General features: G+C 61.7%; 24 protein-coding genes, 2 tRNA genes and 1 pseudogene. 5 read left to right on the top strand and 22 right to left on the bottom strand.

Translation table 11 applies throughout. The features are described 5' to 3' along the window. Nucleotides 1-66: 66 nt before the first annotated feature. The 4 genes from FEZ59_RS07245 to FEZ59_RS07230 all read right to left on the bottom strand — a co-directional run bounded on the left by FEZ59_RS07245 (nt 67) and on the right by FEZ59_RS07230 (nt 2,093). Entirely contained in the window at nt 67-912 is an 846-nt protein-coding gene (locus FEZ59_RS07245; RefSeq protein ID WP_242459740.1) for an AraC family transcriptional regulator, read from the bottom strand. A gap of 118 nt (nt 913-1,030) precedes the next feature. Beyond that, nucleotides 1,031-1,103 (bottom strand) — tRNA-Arg (locus tag FEZ59_RS07240). A gap of 82 nt (nt 1,104-1,185) precedes the next feature. Next, nucleotides 1,186-1,277 (bottom strand) — tRNA-Ser (locus tag FEZ59_RS07235). Between the two features lie 96 nt (nt 1,278-1,373). Beyond that, nucleotides 1,374-2,093: a dienelactone hydrolase family protein gene (locus tag FEZ59_RS07230; protein WP_029254257.1), complete on the bottom strand. Its 720-nt coding sequence runs from the start codon at nt 2,091-2,093 to the stop codon at nt 1,374-1,376. 61 nt (nt 2,094-2,154) lie between these two features. On the opposite strand from FEZ59_RS07230, the gene hisC reads away from it, so the two are divergent. From hisC to FEZ59_RS07215, 3 genes are all read left to right on the top strand, one after another. Continuing rightward, nucleotides 2,155-3,231 carry a histidinol-phosphate transaminase gene (gene hisC, locus FEZ59_RS07225; RefSeq protein ID WP_029254256.1) on the top strand — a complete coding sequence of 359 codons (1,077 nt, stop codon included), beginning with the start codon at nt 2,155-2,157 and terminating at the stop codon, nt 3,229-3,231. Between the two features lie 100 nt (nt 3,232-3,331). After that, nucleotides 3,332-5,026 carry a 5'-nucleotidase C-terminal domain-containing protein gene (locus FEZ59_RS07220; protein WP_029254255.1) on the top strand — a complete coding sequence of 565 codons (1,695 nt, stop codon included), beginning with the start codon at nt 3,332-3,334 and terminating at the stop codon, nt 5,024-5,026. A gap of 37 nt (nt 5,027-5,063) precedes the next feature. Beyond that, on the top strand, nt 5,064-5,933 hold the full coding sequence (locus tag FEZ59_RS07215) for an MYG1 family protein (RefSeq protein WP_019746470.1): 870 nt from the start codon (nt 5,064-5,066) through the stop codon (nt 5,931-5,933). A 20-nt stretch (nt 5,934-5,953) separates the two neighbouring features. Here the strand turns inward: FEZ59_RS07215 and FEZ59_RS07210 are convergent, their stop codons facing one another. Beyond that, nucleotides 5,954-6,937, bottom strand: a complete 984-nt coding sequence (locus FEZ59_RS07210) for an alpha/beta hydrolase family protein (protein ID WP_259349256.1) — start codon at nt 6,935-6,937, stop codon at nt 5,954-5,956. A gap of 426 nt (nt 6,938-7,363) precedes the next feature. Here FEZ59_RS07210 and FEZ59_RS07205 point away from each other — a divergent pair, with 426 nt between their 5' ends. Both FEZ59_RS07205 and FEZ59_RS07200 read left to right on the top strand, forming a co-directional pair. After that, the gene (locus tag FEZ59_RS07205) at nt 7,364-7,984 is read left to right on the top strand and encodes a LysE family translocator (protein WP_007731691.1); all 621 of its coding nucleotides are present in this window, start codon (nt 7,364-7,366) and stop codon (nt 7,982-7,984) included. A 25-nt stretch (nt 7,985-8,009) separates the two neighbouring features. Continuing rightward, nucleotides 8,010-8,417 carry a DUF4259 domain-containing protein gene (locus tag FEZ59_RS07200; RefSeq protein WP_020968164.1) on the top strand — a complete coding sequence of 136 codons (408 nt, stop codon included), beginning with the start codon at nt 8,010-8,012 and terminating at the stop codon, nt 8,415-8,417. Here FEZ59_RS07200 and FEZ59_RS07195 read toward each other — a convergent pair. From FEZ59_RS07195 to FEZ59_RS07115, 17 genes and pseudogenes are all read right to left on the bottom strand, one after another. Beyond that, nucleotides 8,411-9,337 (bottom strand): D-isomer specific 2-hydroxyacid dehydrogenase family protein, encoded by a 927-nt coding sequence (locus tag FEZ59_RS07195; RefSeq protein ID WP_172932466.1) that lies wholly within the window; start codon nt 9,335-9,337, stop codon nt 8,411-8,413. The two genes, FEZ59_RS07200 and FEZ59_RS07195, sit on opposite strands and share 7 nt — an antisense overlap. A gap of 88 nt (nt 9,338-9,425) precedes the next feature. Next, the gene (yut, locus tag FEZ59_RS07190) at nt 9,426-10,469 is read right to left on the bottom strand and encodes an urea transporter (protein WP_134998575.1); all 1,044 of its coding nucleotides are present in this window, start codon (nt 10,467-10,469) and stop codon (nt 9,426-9,428) included. A 34-nt stretch (nt 10,470-10,503) separates the two neighbouring features. Continuing rightward, a complete protein-coding gene (locus FEZ59_RS07185) occupies nt 10,504-11,451 on the bottom strand; it encodes an urease accessory protein UreD (RefSeq protein WP_037119126.1) in 948 nt (315 codons plus the stop codon). Next, nucleotides 11,448-12,089 (bottom strand): urease accessory protein UreG, encoded by a 642-nt coding sequence (ureG, locus tag FEZ59_RS07180; protein ID WP_007731713.1) that lies wholly within the window; start codon nt 12,087-12,089, stop codon nt 11,448-11,450. The genes FEZ59_RS07185 and ureG overlap by 4 nt, the downstream gene beginning before the upstream one ends. Before the next feature lie 10 nt (nt 12,090-12,099). Further along, complete coding sequence (locus tag FEZ59_RS07175; RefSeq protein ID WP_060939555.1) at nt 12,100-12,813, bottom strand: urease accessory protein UreF; 714 nt, start codon at nt 12,811-12,813, stop codon at nt 12,100-12,102. After that, the gene (gene ureE, locus FEZ59_RS07170; protein WP_007731715.1) at nt 12,797-13,444 is read right to left on the bottom strand and encodes an urease accessory protein UreE; all 648 of its coding nucleotides are present in this window, start codon (nt 13,442-13,444) and stop codon (nt 12,797-12,799) included. Before ureE ends, FEZ59_RS07175 begins: the two co-directional genes overlap by 17 nt. Nucleotides 13,445-13,453: 9 nt before the next feature. Then, nucleotides 13,454-15,172, bottom strand: a complete 1,719-nt coding sequence (locus FEZ59_RS07165; protein WP_003943847.1) for an urease subunit alpha — start codon at nt 15,170-15,172, stop codon at nt 13,454-13,456. A gap of 35 nt (nt 15,173-15,207) precedes the next feature. Continuing rightward, entirely contained in the window at nt 15,208-15,645 is a 438-nt protein-coding gene (locus FEZ59_RS07160) for an urease subunit beta (RefSeq protein ID WP_172932465.1), read from the bottom strand. A 29-nt stretch (nt 15,646-15,674) separates the two neighbouring features. Next, nucleotides 15,675-15,977 (bottom strand): urease subunit gamma, encoded by a 303-nt coding sequence (locus FEZ59_RS07155; RefSeq protein WP_003943837.1) that lies wholly within the window; start codon nt 15,975-15,977, stop codon nt 15,675-15,677. A gap of 51 nt (nt 15,978-16,028) precedes the next feature. After that, nucleotides 16,029-17,708 (bottom strand): ammonium transporter, encoded by a 1,680-nt coding sequence (locus tag FEZ59_RS07150; protein ID WP_228117877.1) that lies wholly within the window; start codon nt 17,706-17,708, stop codon nt 16,029-16,031. A gap of 575 nt (nt 17,709-18,283) precedes the next feature. Further along, nucleotides 18,284-19,279: a squalene cyclase gene (locus FEZ59_RS07145; RefSeq protein ID WP_047888768.1), complete on the bottom strand. Its 996-nt coding sequence runs from the start codon at nt 19,277-19,279 to the stop codon at nt 18,284-18,286. Nucleotides 19,280-19,371: 92 nt separating this feature from the next. Then, nucleotides 19,372-19,875 carry a hypothetical protein gene (locus FEZ59_RS07140; RefSeq protein WP_223257877.1) on the bottom strand — a complete coding sequence of 168 codons (504 nt, stop codon included), beginning with the start codon at nt 19,873-19,875 and terminating at the stop codon, nt 19,372-19,374. 279 nt (nt 19,876-20,154) lie between these two features. Further along, nucleotides 20,155-20,850 (bottom strand): Imm52 family immunity protein, encoded by a 696-nt coding sequence (locus FEZ59_RS30395; RefSeq protein WP_326839284.1) that lies wholly within the window; start codon nt 20,848-20,850, stop codon nt 20,155-20,157. A gap of 532 nt (nt 20,851-21,382) precedes the next feature. Further along, a complete protein-coding gene (locus tag FEZ59_RS07130; protein ID WP_225989407.1) occupies nt 21,383-22,156 on the bottom strand; it encodes a hypothetical protein in 774 nt (257 codons plus the stop codon). 247 nt (nt 22,157-22,403) lie between these two features. Further along, on the bottom strand, nt 22,404-22,601 hold the full coding sequence (locus FEZ59_RS29980; protein WP_241841032.1) for a hypothetical protein: 198 nt from the start codon (nt 22,599-22,601) through the stop codon (nt 22,404-22,406). A 539-nt stretch (nt 22,602-23,140) separates the two neighbouring features. Further along, nucleotides 23,141-23,836 carry an Imm52 family immunity protein gene (locus FEZ59_RS07120; RefSeq protein WP_003943963.1) on the bottom strand — a complete coding sequence of 232 codons (696 nt, stop codon included), beginning with the start codon at nt 23,834-23,836 and terminating at the stop codon, nt 23,141-23,143. Continuing rightward, nucleotides 23,833-25,392: pseudogene (locus tag FEZ59_RS07115) on the bottom strand (hypothetical protein); the annotation flags it as partial. The pseudogene FEZ59_RS07115 and the gene FEZ59_RS07120, both read right to left, overlap by 4 nt.

Raw genomic sequence — 25,392 nt, 5'->3', positions numbered from 1 at the left:
GCAATGTGGCGCAATCGCGTGTTTGGGACACCCGGTGTAGCGATCGAGACAAGGTGTGATGGCCGATCAGCTAGCCCGGAACATCCCTGGTGTAGCGCCGGTAGTGCGCCGAAATGCCGCACCGAACGCACTGGTCGAGTGGTAGCCCACGCGCTCGGCAACCTCTTGCAGATCCAAGCCGTGTGCAAGAAGAGTCACCGCTCGTTGGGCGCGCACCGCTGACACCCACTGCCCGAAACTCATCCCGGTCTCCGACCGAAATGCCCGGGTGATGGTTCGCGGGCTGACGCCGAGGAGCCTTGCCCAGTCGGACAGCGTTCGCATGTCACTCGGATCGTCACCGATCGCGTCGACGATGGGTTGCAGAAGCGCCGAGTCCGGCACCAGAACCAGCAACTCGTTGGGTGACGGCGCCAGTACGTCGATCACCATCTGCTCTGTGAGCGAGCGCGAAGAGGTTCCGAGTGAATCGTCTGCCAGTCGCTCGAGGAGGTTCCGCAGCAGCGGAGTCACCTCGATCGCCACCGGCACGTCGGACAGAGACGGAACCGATGCGATGTCGAGCTGAGCGGCCCGATACCAGGTTCCGGCGGGCGCGATCGCCGAGTGCAGGACGCCGGCGGGCATCCACAGACCGACGGTCGGGGTGATCGTCCACGTGCGCGATCCCACCGTGGCGCTCGACGCTCCTCGCTCGTTCCACAACAATTCGTGGGTCGGGTGCGAGTGCGCCTCCCACCGGGTCTCGCGGGAGACAAGCTCGTCCATGCCCGCGATGACAAAGGGCACCTCGACCGCCCCGGCCGAGTAGACCGGGAGCGTCCGACTGTCGACGGTCTCCAACGGGTTCTCCTCGGCTCGCGCGACTGCTCCGGAGAAAGCATAGGTCGCGGGGATCGGTTGTTGGTTCATACGATCGCGAGGGTCACCGACCGAAATTCGCCGAGGTGACGTCACACACATTCAAAAATTGCGAATGCACCACAACAAAAAGAAGGTCACAGACCGGAGTCTGTGACCTTCTTTCTTGTGCGCCCGAAGGGATTCGAACCCCTAACCTCTTGATCCGTAGTCAAGTGCTCTATCCGTTGAGCTACGGGCGCATGTTCTGTTGTCTTGCTGATCTTGCGTGTCTTGCCGTCGTACTTTCTATCATTTCTAACCCGCCGGTCAAAATCACCGGCTTGGCGGAGGCGAGAGGATTTGAACCTCCGGTCCCTCGTAAAAGGGACAACTCATTAGCAGTGAGTCCCATTCGGCCGCTCTGGCACGCCTCCCTGGGGGTTCCGATCCTTTCGGACCGCCGGATCGAAAGATTACACACCCTTCGCCACCAAAGGCAAAACGCGTGGTCAGCGCCCTGATTTGTCGGCTTACCGCAGGTGGCTGTCGAACCAGTCGAAGATCCGGGTCTGAGCTTCGACGATCGAGGCCGAGCCAGGGTCGTCGAGGTCGGCGTCCTCGGACAGCTGTGGCGGCTCGTCCGCCCGGTGGGCCAGTCCGGCGTAGCTGACCACCAGTGTCGCGACGTCGGCCTTGGCGGTCGCTTCCCGGAGCAGGGTCACGTGCTCACGCGGCGTGCTGGGATCGTCCTCGCCGTACAGCGCCAGCCACGGCGCCTGCAGGGAAGTGGCCGCATCGACGAGCGCCTGAGCATCCACCGACAAGGCTTCGACGATTCCCCGGGCGGCGACGCTCACCGCGGCACCGACGGGACGGCTGGTGGCCACGAGCATCGCGGCGGTCCCGGCGTCGTCGAATCCGAGCACCCCGACGGTGTCCGCGAGAACTTCGCGTCCGACGAGCCAATCGAGGGTCGCGTCGAAGTCGGCGAAGAGGTTGTCACCGAACACCTCGCCCTGCATGTGTTCGGGTTCGCGGTGGAACAGGTGCGGTGCGACGCTCACCCACCCTTCGCCGGCGAGTGCGCACATCAGATTCAGCAGAGCCGGGCTGAACTGGCGGGCTTCATGCAGGACGACGATCCCGCCCCGCGTCGGGCCGTCCGGCTCCACCACCGTCAGCGGAACAGCCGTGGCGACCTCCCCTTCGGCTGCGCGCAGATACGCGGTGGCCCGGAAGATTTCCGACATCTTCTAACTCTGACACGCAGACGGCCGCTACGCACCAAATCGGTGCGCGCATAATCGACTCGTGACCGCACACATTCGCCCTGACCTCGCCTCCATCCCCGCCTACGTTCCCGGACGCAATTTTCCGGGTGCGATCAAGCTGGCGAGCAACGAAACGACCGTAGGGCCGTTGCCCGGTGTGCGTGACGCCGTCGCCGACGCGGTCGCCAATGCCAACCGCTACCCGGACAATGCCGCGGTCGCACTCATCGAGGCGCTGGCCAGCTTCCTGAAAGTCGAACCGGCCAACGTCGCCGCTGGTTGTGGCTCCGTGACGCTGTGCCAGGAACTCGTGCAGATCACCTGCGATCAGGGTGACGAGGTCATCTACGCGTGGCGTTCGTTCGAGGCGTACCCCGTGGTCACCCAGGTCGGCCATGCCGTCTCGGTCAAGGTTCCGCTGACCGAGGACTTCGGCCACGACCTCGACGCGATGCTGGCCGCGATCACGGATCGCACGCGGTTGATCTTCGTGTGCAACCCCAACAACCCGACCGGCAACGCGCTGTCGAAGGCAGAGCTCGAGAGCTTCCTCGACGCGGTCCCGACGCACGTCGTCGTCGCACTCGACGAGGCGTACTTCGAATACTCACGCTCGGACGCCGACGGCATCGAACTGTTCCGCAGCCGCCCCAACGTGGTTGTTCTGCGCACCTTCTCGAAGGCGTACGGCCTCGCGGGAATCCGCGTGGGTTACGCAGTCGCGGATCCGGAGATCATCGTGGCCCTCGGCAAGGTGCACACCCCGTTCACCGTGAGCGCTGTCGCGCAGGCCGCCGCAATCGCTTCCCTGGCTGCAGCAGACGAACTGCTTGCCCGCACCGAAGGCGTCATCGCCGAGCGGACGCGAGTGCGCAGTGCACTGATCGAAGCCGGGTACACCGTCCCCGAGTCGTCGGCGAACTTCGTCTATCTCCCCCTCGGAGAGCTCTCCCCCGGTTTCGCCGAGGCGAGTACCGAGGCGGGCATTCTGATCCGTCAGTACGGCGTCGAGGGCGTCCGGATGACCATCGGCGATCCACACGAGAACGACGCGTTCCTCGCTTTCGCGAACACCGACGTCGCGAAGCAGGCTGCGGGCATCGGCGTCACCGCGTGACACTCGATACATAACTGTTACGCCGAGGACTGGAATTCGTTTCGGCGGACGGGCACACTCAGGGAGGTTCGAGGCCGGTCCGAGTGAGGGAGCACGACGCATGACGCGACGCATGACACGAACGTGTGCCGTGCTCGCAACGACCCTTCTCGCCACCACCGCGACCTCCCTGAGTGCCGTCGCCACCGCCGAGTCCCAGGACACGGTGTCGGTACGTCTGTTGGCCTTCAACGATCTGCACGGCAGCCTCCGCCCGCCGGAAGGTGTTCGCAGCGAGATCAGGCAGGCCGACGGCTCGCTCACCCCCGCAGGTGGCGCGGCGTACCTCGCTGCTTACGTGACGCAACTTCGCAGCCAAGCCACCAACTCGCTGCTGTATTCGGTCGGCGACAACTGGGGATCGTCGGCATTGGAATCGGCGATGTTCAACGACGAACCGACGGTCGAACTGCTGAATCGGATGAAGATCGACGCTTCCGCGATCGGCAACCACGAACTCGACAAAGGGCTCGCCGAGTTCCGTCGTATGCAGTCCGGCGGTTGCTCCGCCGTCGACGCGTGCACGTTCAGTCCGTCCTTCGGCGGCGCAAACTTCCCTCTGATGGCCGCGAACATGACGTACACCAACGGCACTCCGGCCACGCTGCCCTTCACCGTGAACATGGTCGACGGCATTCCGCTCGGAGTCATCGCGATTTCCCCCGCCAACACGTCGCAGATCGTCACACCGGGCGGGATCGCCGATCTGCAGTTCGGCGACGAGGTCGAAGCGATCAACCGCACCGCCGATGTCCTCGACTTCTTCGGCGTCAAAGCCATCACCGTTCTCCTGCACCGTGGGGACGAACCGGCCGTCGAAGGTGGGCCCAACGACTGCAACGTCGAGTCCGGCCCGGCCCGCGACATCGCTCTTCGTGCCTCACCGAAGGTGGACGTCATCTTCACCGCCGACAGCCACCAGCAGTACAACTGCGAATTCCCTGATCCCGCAGGCAATCCCAGAGTCGTCATGCAGGGCGCTTCGCACGGCCGGATCGTGTCCGTCGCCGACGTCACCATCGACCGCAACACCCGCGAGGTGGTTCGCGATCAGACGTCCGCTTTCAATCAGATAGTGACACACGATATTTCGCCGGATCCCGATATTCAGGCTCTCGCCGACCGGGCCTGGTCGGAGGCGTCGGAAAGCGCTCAGCGACCGGTGGGGACCATCACCGCCGATCTGACACGGGACCGCGTACCCAGCGGTGAATCGACACTCGGCAACCTGGTCGCCGACGCTCAACTCGCGGCCGGATCGACACGAGGGGCTCAACTCGCGTTGACGAACCCGGGCGGCATGCGCGAGGACTTGGACTTCGGCACTTCCGGCCAGGTCACCTACCGCCAGGCCTACGGTGTTCAACCCTTCGGTAACAGCCTCGAGGTGCTCTCCGTCACAGGAGCGGTGTTGAAGGACGCTCTCGAACAGCAATTCCAGATCGACCTCGACGGCACCGCTACCGAGCGCATCCTCTCCCCGTCCGCGGGCTTCACCTACGCCATGGACCGGCGAGCAGCGCCGGGCTCGCGAATCTCGGAAATGCGCTTGAACGGGCAGGACATCGCCCCCGACGGCGTCTACAGCGTCGTGGTGAACAAGTTCCTCGCCGAGGGCGGGGACGGTTTCACCGCACTGAAGAACTCCACCCAGATGACCGGCGCGGGCAACGACCTCGACGCCTTGACGGCCCTGTTCGCAGCCGGGTCCCCGGTCTCGCCGCCTGCCACCGATCGCATCCGCACCGTCGGCTGAATAGGCATCCCCCCGCTCGATTGCCTAGTCTCGACGGGTGATCATCGCGACCCATAACGGCAAGTTCCATGCAGACGACGTCTTCGGCGTATCGCTGCTCAAGCAGCTGTACCCCGACGCCACCGTCGTTCGCAGCCGTGACGAGTCCGTCCTCGACAGTGCGGACATCGTGCTCGACGTCGGCGGTCGCTACAACCCGGCCGAGGGTCGCTTCGACCATCACCAGCGCGATGCCGGCGAGCGCAGCAACGGCATCCTGTACTCCGCTTTCGGTCTGCTCTGGCAGGAATACGGCCTGCAGTTCTGCGAAGGCGACGCCTCCGTTTTCCGCCGAATCGACAGTCGTCTGGTCGAGGGCATCGACGCCGTCGACAACGGCCAGGAGATCTACACCCTCAACGACTACGGCACCAAGCCTTTTGATCTGTCGTCGGTGCTGGACCTGTTCAATCCGATCTCGTCCACCGACGAAGAGTTCGACACCCAGTTCGAGCTGGCCGTGGTTCTCGCAACTCAGGTCTTGATTCGCCTGCGCGCCAAGTACGCCGGCGACGCTGCGGCCGAGCGCGAGTTCACCGAGACCTACGAGAAAGCAACGGACCCGCGCTTCGTCGTGCTGGAACGCTTCGTTCCCCACGGCCGCGCCGCGTCGGCCCAGCCGGAGCTCCTGTTCACGATCTTCCCGAACACCAACGGCGGCTGGTCGATTCAGACGGTCAAGCCTGCTGACTCCAAGTTCGGTTCACGAAAGCTGTTGCCGGAGCCGTGGCGCGGCCTGAACGGCTCGGACCTTGCCGCCGAGACGGGCGTCGACAGTTCGGTCTTCTGCCACAAGGCGGGGTTCATCGCGGCTGCGCAGACCCGTGACGGCGCCCTCCAGTTGCTCGAACTGGCACTGGCCGAGTAGTTCTCAGCTCACAGTCCAGTTCACATTCCCAGGGCGGTCTTCACTGTCGGCCAGGAATCGTGAAGCGCGTCTTGCCAGTACGGCCATGAATGGGTGCCGACGTTTCGATACGCGAACACTGCGGGAATCGACAACTCCCCCAACCTCGCCTCGAACAGTTGCGTGCACGTGTTTGCCAGTGCCTCGAGCGGCCCGCCTTCGATGGCCGTCTGCAGGCCGCCCGGGGTGAAAATGTTGTCGTATTCTCCGGGTGCGCCCGTGCCCGAGGAAACGTAGATCGTCATTCCTCGCAGCGTTTCAGCATTGGTGGACGGGTCGTGCTTTTGCCAGTCGGGGTCCGATGACGGGCCCCACATGTTGGTGGCGTCGCCTGCCTTACTGGCCACCGTGAGCCGCACGGAATCCTGCGAAGACGACTCGGAGTTGTCGAGACAGCCACTGTACGAGGCTAATCCGGTATAGAGCTTCGGGTGATGTGTGATGAGGTTGGCCGCGCCGAGCGCACCCATGGACACCCCGCCGACCACATTCGTCCCATTTCCGGAAAACGCAGAATCGATCAACGCCGGAAGCTCTTCAGCGAGAAACGATTCCCACTTGTTCACACCGAGGTTCGGATCGTCGTTCTTCCAGTTGGTGTAGAAACTGCCGGTACCGCCAACAGGGAGAACGACGTTGACGTTCTTGTCGGCGAAAAACGCTTCGATGTCGGTCTTTTGAGTCCAGGTGCTTTCGGAGTATCCGGATTCCGAACCGGCACTGACGCCGTCGAGTAGGTAGAAGGACGGACGCGAACCGGCACTCGACGCTGGATGCAGAACCTGCACTTGCACCTCGCGCCGCATAGCCGGCGAATCGACGAACACGGCGCTACGAGTGGGCGACAATTGCTCGATGCGATTGATGTGAGCCCCGGTCTGACCTGTCAGATCTCCTGGTGGATTTTCGGGCGCCGGTTCGGCATACGCCACTCCGCCCACAACAAGCGCGAGCACGACCAACACAATCCCGACAAACCCAAATCTCCGCATCCGTCAAGCGCCCCCTGAGCATCGCACGACTATCGCTAACCCTCGATTGGACAGGACGAACGTCCCGAGGTCAACCCACTGGTTGGGATTTATTACTCGCGGGTATCCGATGGAGTTGGACAGTTTTCCACCGATGCACACACAGGTGTGGATAACTTCATTCACATCCACTTCCCAGTTGTGCATAACCTGTGGACAAAAGGATGAATTACAACAGAGTTATTCCTTCTAACTGCAACGACCCGTTTCCCCACAGTGTGCATAACTTTGTCGATCACGGCTCGCGAGACGCCGGTTTCCGGGCGTGTCCACGCAGTTCACACCGTCGCGCCATTCTTTGTTCACAGGCACGACACCACCAACCGAGAACGCTCCCCACCCCGACTTCATACTTGTTGCATGCTGACCGCTCTCCTCGCCGCCACAGCTGTGCTCGCCCTACTGACTCTGGTCCCGGGGCCGGACATGGCCGTCGTGACGCAGGCTGCTCTCGGCGCGGGCAGATCCGCCGGATTCCGGGTAGCGGCCGGCATCGTCTCGGGCCTTCTGGTGTGGGGCCTGCTGACCGTCCTCGGACTGTCGGCGATCCTGGCCGCGTCGGCGGAGGCGTACACCGTCGTCAAGCTCGCCGGTGCTGCTTACCTGATCTATCTCGGTGTGCGAGCACTGTGGGAGAGCCGGACGTCGCGGATGCAACACAATGCCGACGCTCCACGGTCGCAGAAGGCCGGAACGTGGAAGACGGGCTTCACCACCAACCTGCTCAACCCCAAGATCGCCGTCTTCTACACCGGACTGCTGCCGCAGCTGGTTCCGGCCGGGTGGCCGACGGGACCATCGCTTGCGCTGCTGGTGCTCATCCACGCAGCGATCACCATCGTGTGGCTCAGTGGCTACGTGGTCCTTCTCTCGCGAGCGCGTAGCACCTTCGAGAAGCCCCGAGTGCGACAGGCACTCGAGCGCATAACCGGAACAGTTCTTCTAGGATTCGGAGCGAAGATCGCGCTCGAAGCGCGCTGACACGGCAATCGGAAAAGAGTAGACAGTGGGCGCGTGGGGATCGGGACCGTTCGATAACGACGGTGCAGGGGATTTGATCGCGTCCATCGGACACGGTGACTTCACCTTCGAATCGGTGGAGTGGGCATTCGAGGACGACTACCTCGAGGTGGACGGCGGCCAAATCGCCGTCGCCTTGCTCGAATTGGTGTTGATCGTGCGCGCCGATCGCAAACGCGACCCCGCCGCCCAGGACCTCGATCTCGATTCCTTCACCTCGGCCCTGACCAGCGAACGGCTCACCTGGCTGATCGAGATGGTGGAGCGCACCATCTCCTCGACCGATTCGGAACTGTTCGAACTGTGGGACGAGCAGGGACCGGAAGAGCTTGCCTCGTGGCGCGTTCCCGTCGTGGACGGTCTCGAGGATTTGCGTGTTCTGTCGGTTCAGTAGCCCGCCGACGGATCGATTACCGCAGCAAGGTCCTCACCCGCAGCGAATCGAGCGACGTTGGCGGCCACGTGATCTGCCAGCACACGCGTGAGCGTCGTAGCCGGGTTGGCGACGTGCGGAGTGATGATCGCGTTGGGCAGCTTCCACAACCGGTGCCCGTCCGGCAGCGGCTCGGGGTCGGTGACGTCCAGTGCCGCCCCGCCGATCGAACCAGCTTCGAGAGCATCGACCAGCGCGTCCGTGTCGACCAGGTTGCCGCGTGCGATGTTCACGATCCAGCTCGACTCCGACATCTGGTCCAATTCAGCCTTGCCGACCAGATGCCGCGTCGCGGACGTCGAGGGCGCCGCGATCACGAAGTGATCCGCCTGGGACCAGATTTCACCGGTTCGATCGGCCGAGAGCGTTTCGGAGGCACCTTCGACGGGGGTTCCCGAGCGGGTGACGGCGATGACTCTGACCTTGGACGCGGCGAGGTACGGGATCAGCGCACGGCCGATTCCGCCGCAACCGATGATCGCCACTGTCGAGCCCTGCAAGGTACCCACCCGTGGATCGAACTCTTCTTTTCGCCACGACTGCGCCGCCAATTGTCCGGGGAGAGAACGCACTCCGGCGAGGAGGAGCATCATCGTATGTTCGGCCACATTGCCCGCGTAAGCCCCGGCAGCGGACGTCCAGACCCGCTTGTCGTCGATCACGTCGGCATCGAACCATGGCTCGATCCCGGCGAAGGGCAACTGCACCCAACGAACCGAGTCAGGTAGCGACGACGGGAACGTGTCCGGACCATGTACCCAGACCACGCCCTCTGCCTCGGCGAGTGGAACGAGAACCCCACCGACTCCGCGAATTCCGTCGGCAATGTGCGGATCCTCGACGGGGCCGAGATGGATGCGAGGGGCGCTGGAGTCTGTCATTTAGGTGCGTTCCTTCGAGAGTGGCGGGGCGATCGGATCAACTCATCGGTGTGCCCCAGCGTACGGGCGCCTCGCCAATTCGGCCCGTCTAGCCGTTCGCCTTTGCGATCGAATCCTTGCCTTCGGCCGCTCCGCCCTCGATGGTGTCGTGCTGGATGGGAACGAACTTCTTCTTCGGCAGCAGGAACAGCCACGTCGCGAAGACGAACGGGCCCGTTCCGGCCGGCAGGCTGATCGGAGCGAACGCAGACACCAGCGTGCCGTGGATGACAACAGTCACCAGTACTCCGAAGACGGTGTAGACGAACACACGCCACGACGGGTTGTAGAACACCGATCCGAGAGCAATTGCCGTCAGCACCGAACTGAGCCCGTAGAGACCATTGCCGATGTCGACGGTGTTTGCGCCCAGCGCCAGTACCGAACCCATCGCTATCGCGGAACCGATGAGCGCGAACAACGCCGCCCAACGCGACGCGACCAGCAGCGCGATCACGAAGATAATGCCGGTGACGGTGTTGTTGATCAGAAAGATCTGGGAGACGTTGCGGAACAGCGTGTCCCACAGGAAGCTGAAAGTGATGTCGGCATGAACTGACGCGTCCCCGATGTGCTGGGGAAACTGGCCCGCGCTGAGGTCTGACGTTTCGATCCGCAGGAACTGGAACGCCGCGAGGAGGAAAAACCAGTTGACGAGGTTGAACGGAAAGGTCAGCGCCGGTACGCCCCAGGTCTTGAAGACATTGGCGACAGCCAGGAACGCGATGGTCGACGCGGCAGCTCCCACCACGAGGTAGATCCACAGCATCACGCCACCGGCAAGGAACGTCGGAAATGCAGCTCCCACAAGAATTCCGTTGTATCCGTACAGGCCGATACGCATCGAATCGTCGTCGGAGTGCAGCATCATGCCGGTGACGGTGGATACCACCAGACCCACCACGGCACCGATCGCGACGGTGATCGTGTCCGCGGCTATCGCTCCCCAGAAGATACCGACCAGAAACAGCAGGCCCGTCAGCGCATTGCCCTGGAACATCACCTGCCCGGAGCCTTTGAGATTGGTGTCGATGAATCTGAGCACGACGTTCTTGTCCGCGACGTCGTCCCACGGTTTGGTGATGGTGGTCATCGCGCGTTCCTCGATCCCTATCAGGCGATCCGCGTCATCCCCAGAGCGGGACGGGCGGAATGGTGGTGTCCAGAACTGCCTTTCGCACCAGAGACCAGAAATCACGAACCTTCGCCTTGACGGGTTCGCTCTCCGGACCGAGGACTTTGAAGATGAGACCGGCGTCGTTCGGTAGCCGACTCGCTCCGGAAACGACCTTGCCGTCACGGCCCGGAACTACCTCTTCGAGAATCGCGTCGGCATGCTCCTTCGGTGTCAGCAAGATGACATTGCCGAACACGTCGTGGTCGCCCATGATTCCGCCGTATCGCACAGGGAAGCGTGCCGGTTCGATCACCAACTTCTCGGTGAAGAGGTTCTTCCCGTCCGGACGCTCCGCCTTGATCATTGTGGAGTACAGGTCGTAGACGAACATCTCTCCGCCGTCGTGGTACTTGCGACCCGACATCACGATCTCCGAGAACAACAGCGTTGCAGTCGGATCCACCGTGATGTCGGTGCGCGCGTAGTACCTCGCGTTGCGGTGTGGGATCGTCACCCCCGGCATCAGTTCGAGATACGAATTCTCCGCGAGCACCACTTTCTGGAGTTGCGACGCGTGATTGGCATCCATCCGGTGAACCTTGGTGGCCGACTGAGTGGTCACGTGCGCGAGAGAACCCGGCTCCATCTCGATGGTCAGGAACAGTCGATCACCTTGCAACACACTGCCGGACGTCGAGATCATGTAGACGCACGGCATGGTCGGCAACGCTTCGTCCCAGTACAGCGCCTGCTGAACGAGCAACGGTGTCTTGCGGTACATGTCCCGCAGAATCGTCTTGTCGCCACGGTCGACAAATCGCATCTCGAGAACGCCGGTCTTCCCGACCTTGCCGGCCGGAGCCTGCTTCGGCTGGTCCTGGTACTGGTCGAGTTCCGGGATGGTCGGGATCGGACCCGGGAGCGCCCGCGATGCTCCCGGGGCGGGCGGTGCGCTCACGGTGCGCTCGCTCCCACTTCCTCTTCGTCGAAGAGGACTCCGTGCACGATGAGGTCCACCACTTCCTTGATGCCTTCCCCGGTCATGCAATTGGTGAAGACGAACGGCTTGTCGCCGCGCATCCCCTTGGAGTCGCGATCCATGACTCCGAGATCGGCGTTGACGTACGGTGCGAGATCGGTCTTGTTGATGACCAGGATGTCGGACTGCGAGATTCCCGGACCGTTCTTGCGCGGAATCTTGTCGCCTGCGGCCACATCGATGACATAGATGAAGAAGTCGACGAGAGCCGGACTGAACGTCAGTGTGAGGTTGTCGCCGCCACTTTCGATGAACACCACGTCGGTGTCGGGGAACGTCTTCTCCATGTCCTCGACCGCCGCGAGATTCATACTCGGGTCTTCGCGGACGGCGGTGTGGGGGCAGGCTCCCGTCTCCACGCCGACGATACGTTCCTCCACGAGAACACCTTTGAGAGCCTTGCGCACATGCTTGGCATCTTCGGTGGTGACCACGTCGTTGGTGATGATCAGAACGCTGGTGCCCCGCTTGATGAACTCCGGCGTGATCGCCTCGATGAGTGCGGTCTTACCCGAACCCACGGGTCCGCCGATTCCGATGCGCGTTGTCTTCTTCATCGTTCTCCTTCTAGTTCATGAACATTCGGACGTGCGCCTTGACGTGCACCGCAGCCAGAATGTCGATCATCGGGGCGAAATTGGACATGTCGTCGAGTCCGTAATCACGCACTGCGGCGTACTCACGGCCGGCGCTCTGATTGACCTCGAACAGAATCTCCTGTGTCGCAAGGTGATCTACTCGGACGATGCGAAGGGCAGCGCCGAGCAACGTCATCGCGACACCGTACTGATTGACCGTGAAAGCGTCCTCCTCCGGAGAACCCATCTCCGCGAAAGCAATTCCGAGGCCGACGGGGTAGGTACCCGGCGTCTCCCCCGATGCGATCGCGGCCAACCACTTGTTGAACAAGGTCTCACCGGCCAAGCGCCCGCCGAGTTCGGCCAACTTCTTACCCATCCGGGTACTCATCGTGCGTGCTTCTTCGTTGAGCTTGCGTTCGATCACTGCATGATCAGCGGCGAGGATCGCCGAGAAGTCACCGGCGGTCGCGCCCCGGTGCGCCGCGAGTACGGCGATACCGTCGCACGTCGCACCCTGATGGGTGGCCGAGAGCACAAACTCCCGCAGCGACGGACCGCCCGTGACAATTCCTTGCGCCACGGCCGATTCCAAACCGTTGGAGAACGAGAAGGAACCGACCGGGAACATGGAATCGGAAAACTGCATCATCCGCATCGCACGGTTGATGCTGAGCCCGGATCCCTCAGACGAGAGGGTCATGGGTATGCCCCTCGCCCTCACGCGCGGCCGCACCGAACAAACGGCGCGCCTCGTGTGGAGCGATGTAGGGAATGACCTCGGCGCCCGGGATGAAGGTGTACTCGATGCCCTCGAAAGCATGTGTCCGCATCACCGAGCCCATGACCGCCTTGTCGACCGTCAACGGAACGTAGACCTTCATTCCCTTCACCACCGCAGGCCAGTGCTGGTTACCCACGGCATGTCCCAACTCCAGGCACGTCTGAATCATCTTCTCGGGCGTGACGTCGACCAGCGCGCTCAGGTCGATCTCCAACACGTCCTTGAGGTTGATCCTGGCCACGACCACGGTGTTCGCCGGCTCGTCCCACAGCAGAATGTCGCCGTCCTGCAACTGAATACCACGATCGAGCGAGACGGCCAATTCACGGCCACCGATCGTGGTGCGTCGTAACCGACTCTTCTGCGCTTCCCACTGATCGAGCGACAAGACGTCGACTACCGCATTGTCGAGTCGACCGGCCCACTCCTCGTCGGTCTCCTTCCCGAGAAGCGCGTCGACTCGCGTCGGCTTTCCGCTCGGCGCGGTCATCTCGCCGTGCGTGTGTGGCGTCGCATCGGCGCCGTGCGTGTGTGTGATTGTTCCCGACACAGGAGACCCCTAACTGAAGAAGTAAAGTTGGTTCAAGCGAATGGATTCGGCAGGTTCGACGTATGCGTGGACGCCGTCCGCAGTCACCGCGAAGGTCTCCGGGTCCACCTTGATTTCCGGAGTGGCCGAGTTGCGAACCAGATCACGCTTGGTGACTGTTCTGGTCCCCTCGACAGCAACAACCTGACGTTCGAGACCGAGCCGGTCCTTGATGCCGTCGTCGAGTGCCGCTCGCGAGACGAACGAGACCGAACTCTGCGGCAACGCCTTGCCGAATCCACCGAACATCGGCCGGTAGATCACCGGTTGTGGTGTCGGGAGTGAAGCATTCGGATCTCCCATGGCATGCCAACTGATCAGACCGTTCTTGATGATCGTCTTCGGCTTCGCACCGAAAAATGCGGGCTCCCAGAGAACAAGATCCGCCATCTTCCCGACACCGATCGACCCGACCACATGCGAAAGACCAAACGTCAACGCGGGATTGATCGTGACCTTCGCGACGTAGCGCAACACGCGGAAGTTGTCGTGCGTCGGTGAATCCTCGGGCAGCTTTCCGCGGGACCGCTTCATACAGTCCGCTGTTTGGATCGCGCGTAGCCAGTTTTCTCCAACGCGGCCCATCGCCTGTGAGTCACTCGAGAACATCGAGATGACGCCCATGTCCTGCAGTACGTTCTCCGCACCGATCGTCTCGGCGCGAACGCGGGACTCGGCAAACGAAACATCGGAGGGCACTTTGGGATTGAGGTTGTGACAGACCATGATCATGTCGAAGAGCTCGGCCTGAGTATTGATGCCGTACGGCAGCGTCGGGTTGGTCGACGCCGGAAGTACGTTGTCCTCGCCCGTCACCCGCAGAATGTCGGGTGCGTGACCGCCGCCCGCACCCTCGCTGTGATAGGTGTGAATGGTACGGCCTTCGAAAGCCGCGATGGTGTCCTCGACGTATCCGGCCTCATTGAGGGTATCCGTGTGAATGGCGACCTGAACGTCCATTTCGTCTGCCACCCGCAGAGACTCACGAATTGTGGCCGGTGTCGCTCCCCAGTCCTCGTGGACCTTCAGACCGGCCGCACCGGCCTTGATCTGTTCGACCAGCGACTGATGCCCGGACGAGTTCCCCTTGCCCAGCATGCAGACGTTGACCGGCAAACCCTCATTGGCCTTGAGCATCATCTCCATGTTCCAGATACCGGAAGTGATGGTGGTGCCGTTGGTTCCGTCGGTCGGGCCGATACCACCACCGATCAGCGTCGTCACTCCCCCGCTGAGCGCGTGGTACGCCTGCTGTGGTGACACGAGGTGCACGTGCGGATCGATGCCGGCGGCAGTGAGGATCATCTGTTCACCGGAAATCGCGTCGGTCGCCGGACCGGTGGTCAGCCCCGGGGTGACGCCTTCCATCGTGCTGGAGTTTCCCGCCTTGCCCCAGCCGACGATCTTGCCGTCCTTGATTCCCACGTCTGCCTTGACGACACCGATGGTTGCATCGACGATGACCACGTTGGTGATCACGAGGTCGAGGGCACCGTCGATGCTGCACGACTCCGGATCCTGGCCCATGCCGTCGCGCAGCGTCTTGCCGCCGCCGTAGATCGACTCGTCTCCGATGGTTCGAAGATCTTCCTCGACCTCGATGTACAGGTCGGTATTACCCAGTCTGATCTGGTCACCTGTGGTGACCCCGAACAGACCTGAATACTCTTGTCTCGAAATGCTTGTCATGGGTGTTGCTCTCCTTCGTCCGCCGTGAACGAGAATCAGTCGGTTTGAGGTTCGGACAGGAAGCCGAGTTCTTCGGCACGCTGGACGGCTCCGGGGAGCCTCGGCCGGTAGACGGCGTGGGTCGGCGCCCAACCGTCGACAAGTCCGTTGAAGCCTTGAACCCGTTGCTTGCCGCCGAACGGCACCAACGTCACTTCCTTCTCGTCGCCCGGCTCGAACCTGACCGCCGTGCCCGCTGGAATGTCGAGGCGCCAGCCGAAGGACTGTTCACGATCGAAGGACAACGCGCGATTGACTTCCATGAAGTGGTAGTGCGAACCCACCTGGATGGGACGATCACCGGTGTTTCGGACTCGCAACTTCAAACGGGGACGGCCCTCGTTCAGTTCGATCGGCTCGTCCCGCAACACGTATCCGCCGACCGGCACTTTCTTCTCGCCGCCGGAATCCTTCTTCGTCGATTTGCTTGCCATCTTGGAGTGCTCCTGACATCTCGGTCGGGCTACTGGATCGGAGAGTGCACGGTGACGAGCCGGCTACCGTCGAGGAACACCGCCTCGACCTGCACACGCGGAATCATCTCCGCGACACCTTCCATCACGTCGTCGACCGTCAAGGCGTGCGATGCGTCGGCCATGACCTCCTCGAGTGTCTTGCCCTCCCGAGCTCCCTCCAGAGCGGCTGCAGTGATGACTGCGACGGACTCCGGATGATTGAGTTTGAGCCCCTTTGCCTTTCGCCTCAGTGCGACATCCGCCAACATGAGAATTGTCAGCTTGTCGAGTTCTCGCGGTGTCAGATGCATTCCGAACGCTCCTTGTCGATCATGCGGTAACTCCCTGTCGTCGAATACATGTCAGCTCCCCTGTTCCGTCGCTTCGGTGAGAGGTTCGGCCGCCTGCTGGACGAAACCGCTCCTCCTGCCGCCCGAGTACTCGTTGATCGCGTCCAGAACCGCCTGGGCATGTTCCGAGGCGACCAGCACCTCGACACGCAACCGCTCCGTGAACACGACGTCGTTGCGTTGCCCGCGAAACTTGAGAGAGGCCGAGTCGCTCGCGGAGACATGCGCTTCCGATACGACTATCGATTCCGCTCCGGCAGCCAGCAGCGCCTCCCGAAGCTTCTCGGACTCGATGGTCTGCAATACCGCCGTGATGAGTTCGTGCTTCGGGGCGCCGAGGTTCGGAACAAGTTTTGCCCCCTCGACCAGGACCCCCGAGTCGAACCCGCTGGTCTGCGGCGCACCACCGGCGTCGACGAATGCGGCGTTGTAGCGGTACGCGTCCATGCCTTGCTGACGACGGTCGATGTCCACCTGGTCTTTCGGAGCCAGCTTGAGACCGATGGTCTTCTCGATGCCCGTGGCGATCAGCCAGGTCACCACGAACGAGAAAGCGATGACGACGATCAACGCCAACGCCTGCTCGCCGAGTAGTCCTGCGCCGCCGCCGAAGAAGAGTCCGTCGCGGCCGATCGAATTGATCGCCTTTTCGCCGAACAAACCGAGAAGGAGTGAACCGAGGATGCCGCCGATGAAGTGGACCGCGATGACGTCGAGCGCGTCGTCGAACTTGAAGATCGACTTGAGCGCGAGCGCGAAGTGGCAGACCAGTCCGGCAAGCGCGCCGATCGCCAACGCGGAGAAGGTGCTGACGAAGCCGGCGCAGGGGGTGACGGTCGCGAGACCGGCTACCGCGCCGGTGATTCCACCGATCGCCGTGGCCTTGCCCTCGGTATACCTTTCGATGACGAGCCAGACGACCATGCCGCCCGCTGCGGCGATGTGAGTGTTCATCAAGGCTTGTGCCGCAACACCATCGGCGGCCAATCCGTCGCCTGCGTTGAATCCGAACCAGCCGAACCACAGGATGCCTGCGCCGATCAACGCCAGAGGCACCGAGTGCGGGACTGCCTCGGCGTTGGGCCATCCCGGACGTTTGCCGACCACCAGCAAGATTGCCAGGGCGGCGGCGCCGGCGGATGCGTGGACGACAATTCCGCCGGCCCAGTCCTGAGCTCCGCGGAGCGCCAACCAGCCTTCGGGATTGAAGAGCCAGTGCGCAATCGGGGGGTAGACGATGATCGACCACAGCACGAGCAGAACGGCCCAGCCCAAGGGCTTGAGCCGGTTTGCGGTCGCACCGGTGATCAGCGCGGGCGTGATGATCGCGAACATCATCTGATAGACCACGAACGCCAGAGTCGGTACCGCGACTGCACCTTCGATCAGGTGGAAGCCCGGGGCGGCGGCAGTGTGTATGTCCTGCAAGCCGAACAATTTGAGGTCACCGAGGAAGCCGGAACCCCAGTCTCCACTGAACGCGAAGCTGTATCCGAACACGACCCAGGTAATCGAGACGAGTCCGAGTGGGACGAGGTTCTGCTGCAACATGACGAGCGCACTGCTACCACGCACCAGACCGGCGTAGAAGAAGGCGAGTCCGGGAACCATGAAGAGAACCAGGCCAGCGGAGATCAGCACCCACGCCGTGTCCCCACTGTCTATCACTGCTTCGGCTAACACCATTTCCATCGACATCGACGACCTCCGAGCATTATTCGGACCTGAACAAAGTCATTGGTTAGAGCAGCAATTCGCGATGTTCCAATTCACTGCGACAGTTACGCTACGCCCCATAGTTGCACCTTCTCAGCAAAATCGGGGGAACATCCGGTTTTCACGTTTAGTAGAGCATTGTTCTGGGAAAAGATGGGACTTTGCCTAAACATTGCGGACGCTCCACAACCTACAATTGCGGGACCAATTCTCACCGAAAGTGGTTTAAGTCTTGCAAAATGGGGAACGTAGCCGCAGGTGAGCGACACTTTCGAAGCAGAAATGCCGTTTCCAGCTCGGGACTTAGCTCCCTAACCAAGACAGCCGCGAGCGCCCTGTTTGATTACCAACGTCGGTGACCCGCCTATCCAATCGGGTAGGTAATTTCACCGAACATCTTCTCACCTGTTCAGATGACTAACCTTCACTGCACTGAGGGCAATCCTGTCGTTAATATGTTCTTCATCCGTACTGGATATTTCGACCGGAAAGTCGAAGATCACCTTTCGATAACCTTTGAAGGTGAAAAAACTCTCGCTGTAACTCTTTTGTTATGCAGAACCTAGAAGGGAGGATTGATCCCACCAGGCGAGCACTCGGATGCCGGACACAGTCAGCCACTTCGACGGCTCTCCCGCCTTTGTGTCGACCTCGAACCACACCCGCCCCGGTTGGCGACCGGCCTGGAGCCACGTCCCATCCGAGGCTCGAGCGACCCGGATCATCTCGATCGCGTCCGCCATTCGCGGATCAGGCTCATTTCCATACGACAACGACGCTTCGCGGAAGTAGTCGGCTGCGTTGAGCACGTTGTAACGCCACCGGAACGGGTACGCAAACCGGCCGACCCAGGGCCCCACCGGTTCGCAGGTCGAGAGTCGCCGGAACAGACCGCGCTGCAACAAGTACTCCTCACCGGATCGCCGAGCCGCGCGCGTCTCATCCGTTCCCCCGGTCGCGATCTCGTACGCGAGAAGCCCTTTGAGTGAATTGAGCGTCGAATGAAACGACGATCGCGTCGAACCTTCGGTCCACTCGCAGTTCCACCCACCATCCGGAAGTTGATGCCGCACAAACCAATTAGCGAGTTCATCAACGCAAACATCGAGCCACACACCGTTTGCCACCGTCCAGGCGTTGATGCAGCAATCGACCTCACCGTCCCAGTACGGCCGGCCCTCGTACTCCCAGCGACAGTTTTCCGCGAGCAGTTCTGCGGTTCGACGCTCCCGCAGAACACCGGCGTCGAGGCCCCACTCACGCAAGGAGTTGAGCGTCCAGGTTGTTGCCGTCCAGGGTTGCGAACTTTGTTCTGCTGCTTCGGGTCCCGCGAAGTCGAATTCTGCCGGGAAGAACGCCCCACCCGCCCATTGGCCGTCTCGGTCCTGCAATGAAAGCAGGCGTGCACCAAATCCTTTGGTAGCGATCGACGCGCGCGTCGCCGCCCACACAGTGGGCGCTTCGTTCAACAGATCGCGCTCCACCTGCCACCGAATCGCTGGATCCGAGTCGAGGAGCCACGCGAGCAAGTCGGTTCGGGGTGCCATCTGGCAATACTATCGAAAGGCGAAGCAGGCCATCCGGTTAACGCATTTCTCGACGTCTGATGCAATGGTGAACTCCGGACCCATTGCGTGGCCTACACCGGGTAATCCAACGCCGCCCGCACCGCCACGATGTCGGCGGCAGCGACCTCCATTGGCTTGTCCCCCAACCGAATCAACGTGCCAGTGGACAACTCCTCTACCACCGCAGATTGGGGCAGCGCGCTGCGATCGAACCTAACTCCGGAATGGAAGTATGTTTCCCATCCCACCTCGACCTCACCTTTCGACCGATTCTGAAGATCTATGTAGTCGCCGATGCTCCACCGAGCTCGATCCGGTTTCCAATGCTTGACGATAACTTTCATGATCGCGTCTCCGATGTCAGGGCCGAGCAGCTGCCGGGTGCTGTCGGTGAGCTGCGTCTCCGTCGGCAACGACACCCGGACACTGTTGGGGGCGCTGGTTTCTAAGCCGCCGACCCTGGAGATGATCCGCCGCGCGGTCCCGTCCTCGGGCGACAAACCGATGCTGTACCCCGGTCCGGGGGTGTCCGAGTATCCCACCTCCTTCGAGCGGGAATGCTCGAAGATTTTCACCAACCCGTCCACACTGAGATCCGCGGGGCCTTTGTCCAGTTTTTTTGGTGTACACCCACGGCAACGCCAACTCCGGGTCGATCGTTTCCAGGTCGTCGAGGAAAGCGCGCATCGTCTGCGCCACCTCCTGACTCGACTGCACCCGCGTGCCCCAATATCCGGCTACCGTCGGCCATCGCCCGAAAAAGCTCATCGCCCCGTCCTTTCCAACCACTGCGTAATAGTCTCCGTCCGACTACGTGTCGCGACATGAGCAAGGGTCGGCGGTCACGCGGCGTCTTAGACCGGGTAACCCAGTGCTTCCCGCACCGCCAGGATGTCGTCGAAGTTGACGTCTAACGGTTTCTCGCCCAACCGAATCAGCGTTCCGTTGGGGAGTTCCTCCAGTACGGCGACGACGGGCAGTTTGCTGTGATCGAGATCGATCCCGGACTGGATGTATGTCTCCCACCCGACTTCGATTTCGCTGACCTCATTTCCCTGCGCATTGCGGTACTCCCGCGTCCCCCACCGCGCAGACTCCGGCGACCAATGCTCGATGATCGCTTTCATGATCGCGTCCCCGACGCGTGCAGTCAGCAACTGCGACGCCTCCCCGATTGCTTGTTTCTCCGGGGGGAGGGTGACGTTGACGAGATTCGGAACCCTCGGAACATTCCGGCCGAGAGAGAATTGGATTCTCAAGAACTGATATCTGTCCGGGTGCAACAAACTCACGATGTAGCCAAGGTCGAAGGCAGCAACGGATTGCCCTTCGATATCCTTCGCTGCCCGGAAGATTTTCGCTAGGACTTCCACGCTTAGATCGGTCGACTCGAAGGCAGTCTCGGGCGAAAACACCCAAGCTTCTCCAAGTGCTCGATCAATGTTCCTCAGACTATGAAGAAACGAGAACACCTCCGCTGCAATGCCTTCTACCGGTTGCGTCCGAGGGCCCCAATACCCGATCACTGTCGCGCCACGATCCGAATTCATCGACCTTTCCTTTCCAGCCACTCTGCGATCGTCATAGTCGTTCTCGGCAAATCATTGTCATTGAACAGTTGTGGTCCGGGTTGCTGCGGAGCGCCGGGGGCATCCGGATTCACCGGCACCTGACCGACATCAGGCAGAGTCGGCACACTTGGTTCCTCGGTGCGACCTGGCGAGGGAGCCTCCAGGGTGGAGTTCTCGGGTCTCGGGTTCGACCCCGGATCGCCAATCCCACCGGGCGAGAGTGATTCCCACTCGCCACGATCGGGATCGCCGGGAAAGTGGGTTGCGAGGGTTCCGGAATCGCGGGATCCGGGCGTGCAGGTTCATTCACGGACGGAACAGAGGGTTGATCATGCTCGGCAGGTGGAACTGTGCCGTCGATGGCGGGTATGCCGCGCGGTGGCACTCCACCCGGAGCGTCGATCAGCTGGTGCGTAGCCGGATCGGGACCGCGGCGCGGTAATTGCGGGCAGGCTGGTCGGTCCGCGCCATCCCTACCTGCAGGCAGCCCCGAGTGCGCCCAACGTAGGGCTCACAGCCGTCTGAAACCTTTGGGTAGAGGAATCTCCGGTCGTTCGGTCGGCAGTCCTGCTGCTGCGCGGATGCTTCGGATGTCCTCGACTGTTAACGGCGTGGACAGATTCTTCTGGATGACGATTGTGCCGTCCTGGTAGGGAAATGCCTCCACGCTGGGCGGGAGCTGCGTTTCCTCGATCGGCAACTCAGGACCGAAGTAGGTGCAACTGCCCACGATCGCGTCACCCGGTACGTTGAACTGAGGCGATGATTCGGTTCGGCGGTAGAGCACGGTGACACGCGAGTCCCAGATATCGGCTAGCCCCTGAACGAGCTTCAATGCCAGCGAAATCAGTGATTCGTCGGCAAAGGCACATGCGAATGCGCCGGACCCTGAGGTGCCCCCGAAACTAACAACGACTTTGACGTCTCCAGCGGGTGAATACAGGGTCATATGTCGTCCCAATGAGAGGGGATACATACCGCCGGTGGCATCAGGGGATCGTCTGCGCTCGATCAATGCGGCTTCGATCGATTTTTCCGTCGGAGGTACAAGGATCTGACGGATATTCGACGCCAAGGCTTGCTCGAGTCCGGCACCGTCGGGGAGGGCATCGCCTACTGTTTGGTACAAGTCGACGTCGAAGACAGGATCGATGTCGCGAAGCAATCGTAGCGAACGTGCAACGAGCGCGGCCGTGACGGCCTCGCTTTCAGGCGCACCCTTTCGTGGAATGACCTTCACTGTCAAGCCCACCGTAGGATTGCGGCGCAGTGATGACGTAGGCACTTTCACTCCCCTCCAAATACGATGATGTTGATGTTCTCCATCCCGATGACCTCGTCGAACGCATCCTCCATTATCTGAGCAGCTTGTTCTTAAGAACACCATCACCTGCGGACGTGAGCTTGGCCGTAACTTCTGGTGTCACAGCCGGCGCGAGCCTTTCGGTAGGCGAACCTCCGGTCGTTCGGTCAGCAGGCCGACTGCTGCACGGATGCTTCGGATATCGTCGGCAACCAACGGGGCGCGTGGATCACGCTGGATGACGATCGCTCCTTCTCTTGTACGGAAAAGCTTCGACAGTGGGTGGGATCTGCGTTTCGTTGATCGGCATCTCAGGGCCGAAGTAGGTGCAACTGCCCACCGTTGCGTCGCCGGGCACGTTGTACTGAGGTGTGAGCTCCGCATCCCGGTAGAGCACGGCCGTGGGAGCGTCCCAGATATCGGCCATACCTGGACGAGTTTCAATGACAGTGAGATCAGAGATTCATCGGCGAAGCCCCCTGGGTACGGCCAGATGAAGGTGCAAAGTAAGGAACCTGCTCCTGCCGTACTCCCGAATCCGATGAGAATTTCGATGTTTCCGTTGTCGGTGAACAACCTGAGTTGATGCCCGAATGAGAGTGGGTAAATCCCGCCTGCGGCATCAGGAGACTTTCTGCTCTCGATCATTGCGGCCTCGAGGAGGCCTTCTGCCTGAGGCGTGAGGATCCGCCCACCATTCAATGCCAGAGCCTGCTCGACCGTAACGCCGTCGGGAAGGTCATTCCTCACGGAGCGATACATGTCGACGTCAAAGACTGGGTCAAGCTTTCGAAGGAACTGCAGTGACCGCGCTGCCAGCACTGCGGTGACCGATTCGGCTTCCGGCGGCCCCTTCCGCGCCATGACTTTCACGGTCAACCCGGACGCCGGATCGCGACGTAAAGATGAAGCAGACAACGTCACTCCTGCTCGAAGACGATCGACCAATCGGAACAGTCTCTGGCGCTACACCGGGTAACCCAACGCCGCCCGCACCGCCACGATGTCGGCGGCATCGACCTCCATTGGCTTGTCCCCCAACCGAATCAACGTGCCAGTGGGCAGCTCCTCTACCGCCGCAGATTGGGGCAGCGCGCTGCGATCGAACGTAACTCCGGAATGGAAGTACGTTTCCCATCCCACCTGGATCTGACCTCTAACTCGCGGTTGCAGATCGAGGTAGTCGCCGATGCTCCACCGAGCCCGATCCGGTTCCCAATGCTTGACGATCACTTTCATGATCGCGTCCCCGACATCCGGTTCGAGCAACCGTCGCAATTCGGGGGGAACATCCTTCTCCGTCGGCAACGACACCCGGACACTGTTGGGGGCACTGGTTTCCAGCCCGCCGACCCTGGCGATGATCCGCCGCGCGGTCCCGTCTTCGGGTGACAAGTCGACGTCGTAGCCCGGTCCCGGGGTGTCCGAATACCCCATCTCCTTCGAGCGGGAATGCTCGAAGATTCGCACCAACCCGTCCACGCTGAGATCTGCTGGCACTTTGTCGAACTCGGCAGTCGAGACCCACGGCAACGCCAACCCCGGGTCGATCGCTTCCAGATCGTCGAGGAAGGCCCGCATCGTCTGCGCCACCTCCTGACTCGACTGCACCCGCGTGCCCCAATACCCGCCCACTGTCGGCCGCCGCCCGAAAAAGCTCATCGCCCCGTCCTTTCCAACCATTGCGCAATAGTTTCCACCGTGACACCGACGACGTTCTCGTCGTCGAAGCCTCTCAAGGCGAGTTCAGCATATTGTTCGTTGAGCATCACCCACACGAGCTCAGCGTCCATCCCGGCTTGTGCGAGGGCATCGAGCTGCGCCTGAGCGGTCTTGGGCCAATCTTTTTGCCAAACACGGCCCCGGAAGTCCGTTACGTAAGGTTCACCGTTCCGGTCGAAGATGAAGTCGTAGATGTGTTTCGCATCGACGATGACGTTCATGTCCGGGAACCAACCGTCGAACTTGAGCTCACCGTTCTTCCCGGCATCGAATGGCAAGATGAACGCGAACTGCCCGTCCACCAGCGTGACGAGTTCCTGAAATACCCGAGAAGGCCTCAACCTCCGAGCGGCGTCGTACCGGAGACCTTCGCCTGCATCACCCCATACCCCGACATCGGTGCCATCCCGATCACCGATGATCCGGGACTGCAACGTACGCAGATCCAACGGGCCGACTCCTTCGACCTCCACGATGTCCGGCGGTGTTTCGCCGGGTGCGAGTTGCGGTGGTTTTTCTCGTGCGAACGGCATCCACCACAACGGATCCTGTTCAACCCCTGGTCCCTCCGGGCTGTCAGGCTGTGTGGGAGGCATCGTGACCGCGGGTCGCTGCGTCGGATCCTCGATGACGCCAGGGCTGGGAATGGTGCTCGGATCGGTGGCGAAGGGGTCGAATTCCGGTAGTCCGGGTTGCTGCGGAGCGCCGGGAGCGTCCGGATTCACCGGCACCTGCCCGACATCGGGCAGAGTCGGCGCACTCGGTTCCTCGACCTGACCTGGCGAGGGAACATTCGGGGTAGAAATTCCTGGTGTCAGGTTCGGCCCTGGATCACCGATCTCCCCCGGCGTGGATGGTTCCCACTGGCCGCGGTCGGGATCGCCGGGCGAAGTGGGTTGCGAGGGTTCCGGAATCGTGGGATCCGGGCGTGCAGGTTCATTCACGGAAGGGATCGTGGGGTGGTCATGTTCGGCAGGTGGAACTGTGCCGTCGATGACGGGTATGCCGCGCGGTGGCAGTGTGCCCGGCCGGGGAATGTTTTGAGCAGGGGTCGATGGTGAAGTAACCGGGGGCCGGGTGGGTGTTGTCCGGTTCGAGACGATCAGGTCTTCAGCCCGGATCGCGCCGACGGCCAGACGGGCCCCGCGCAGCGGTGGGACGACGAAGCTCATGATCTCGTCGGTGTAGGGCTGATCGAAAGCGACACCGGGGTCCAGATGCTGCGCGTCGCCTATCCGAACTGGTTCGCCGGTGCTCCAATCGTACAAGGACAGTTCCGAGTTGGAATGGTCGAAAACCTGGTAGGGGCGTCCCTGCTCGTCGTAGGTGACCTGCAGGTCGTGCTCTTCTCCCTGCGCGTCGGTGTACGTCCAGCTCCACACGTTCGGCACCTTCGAAGGTGTGCCGGACCAGTTGGTTCCGTTTTCGTCCGTGAACGAGACGTCGCTGACAGCGGGTTCGGTGGTGTAGTCCTGCCCGCCGATGTTCGAAGTGAT

Source organism: Rhodococcus sp. MS13, from assembly GCF_013277835.1.
In the GTDB taxonomy this organism is placed as follows: domain Bacteria; phylum Actinomycetota; class Actinomycetes; order Mycobacteriales; family Mycobacteriaceae; genus Rhodococcus_F; species Rhodococcus_F erythropolis.
The sequence above is the reverse complement of the archived record's forward strand: the minus strand, read 5'-3'. Positions and strand labels throughout refer to the sequence as shown.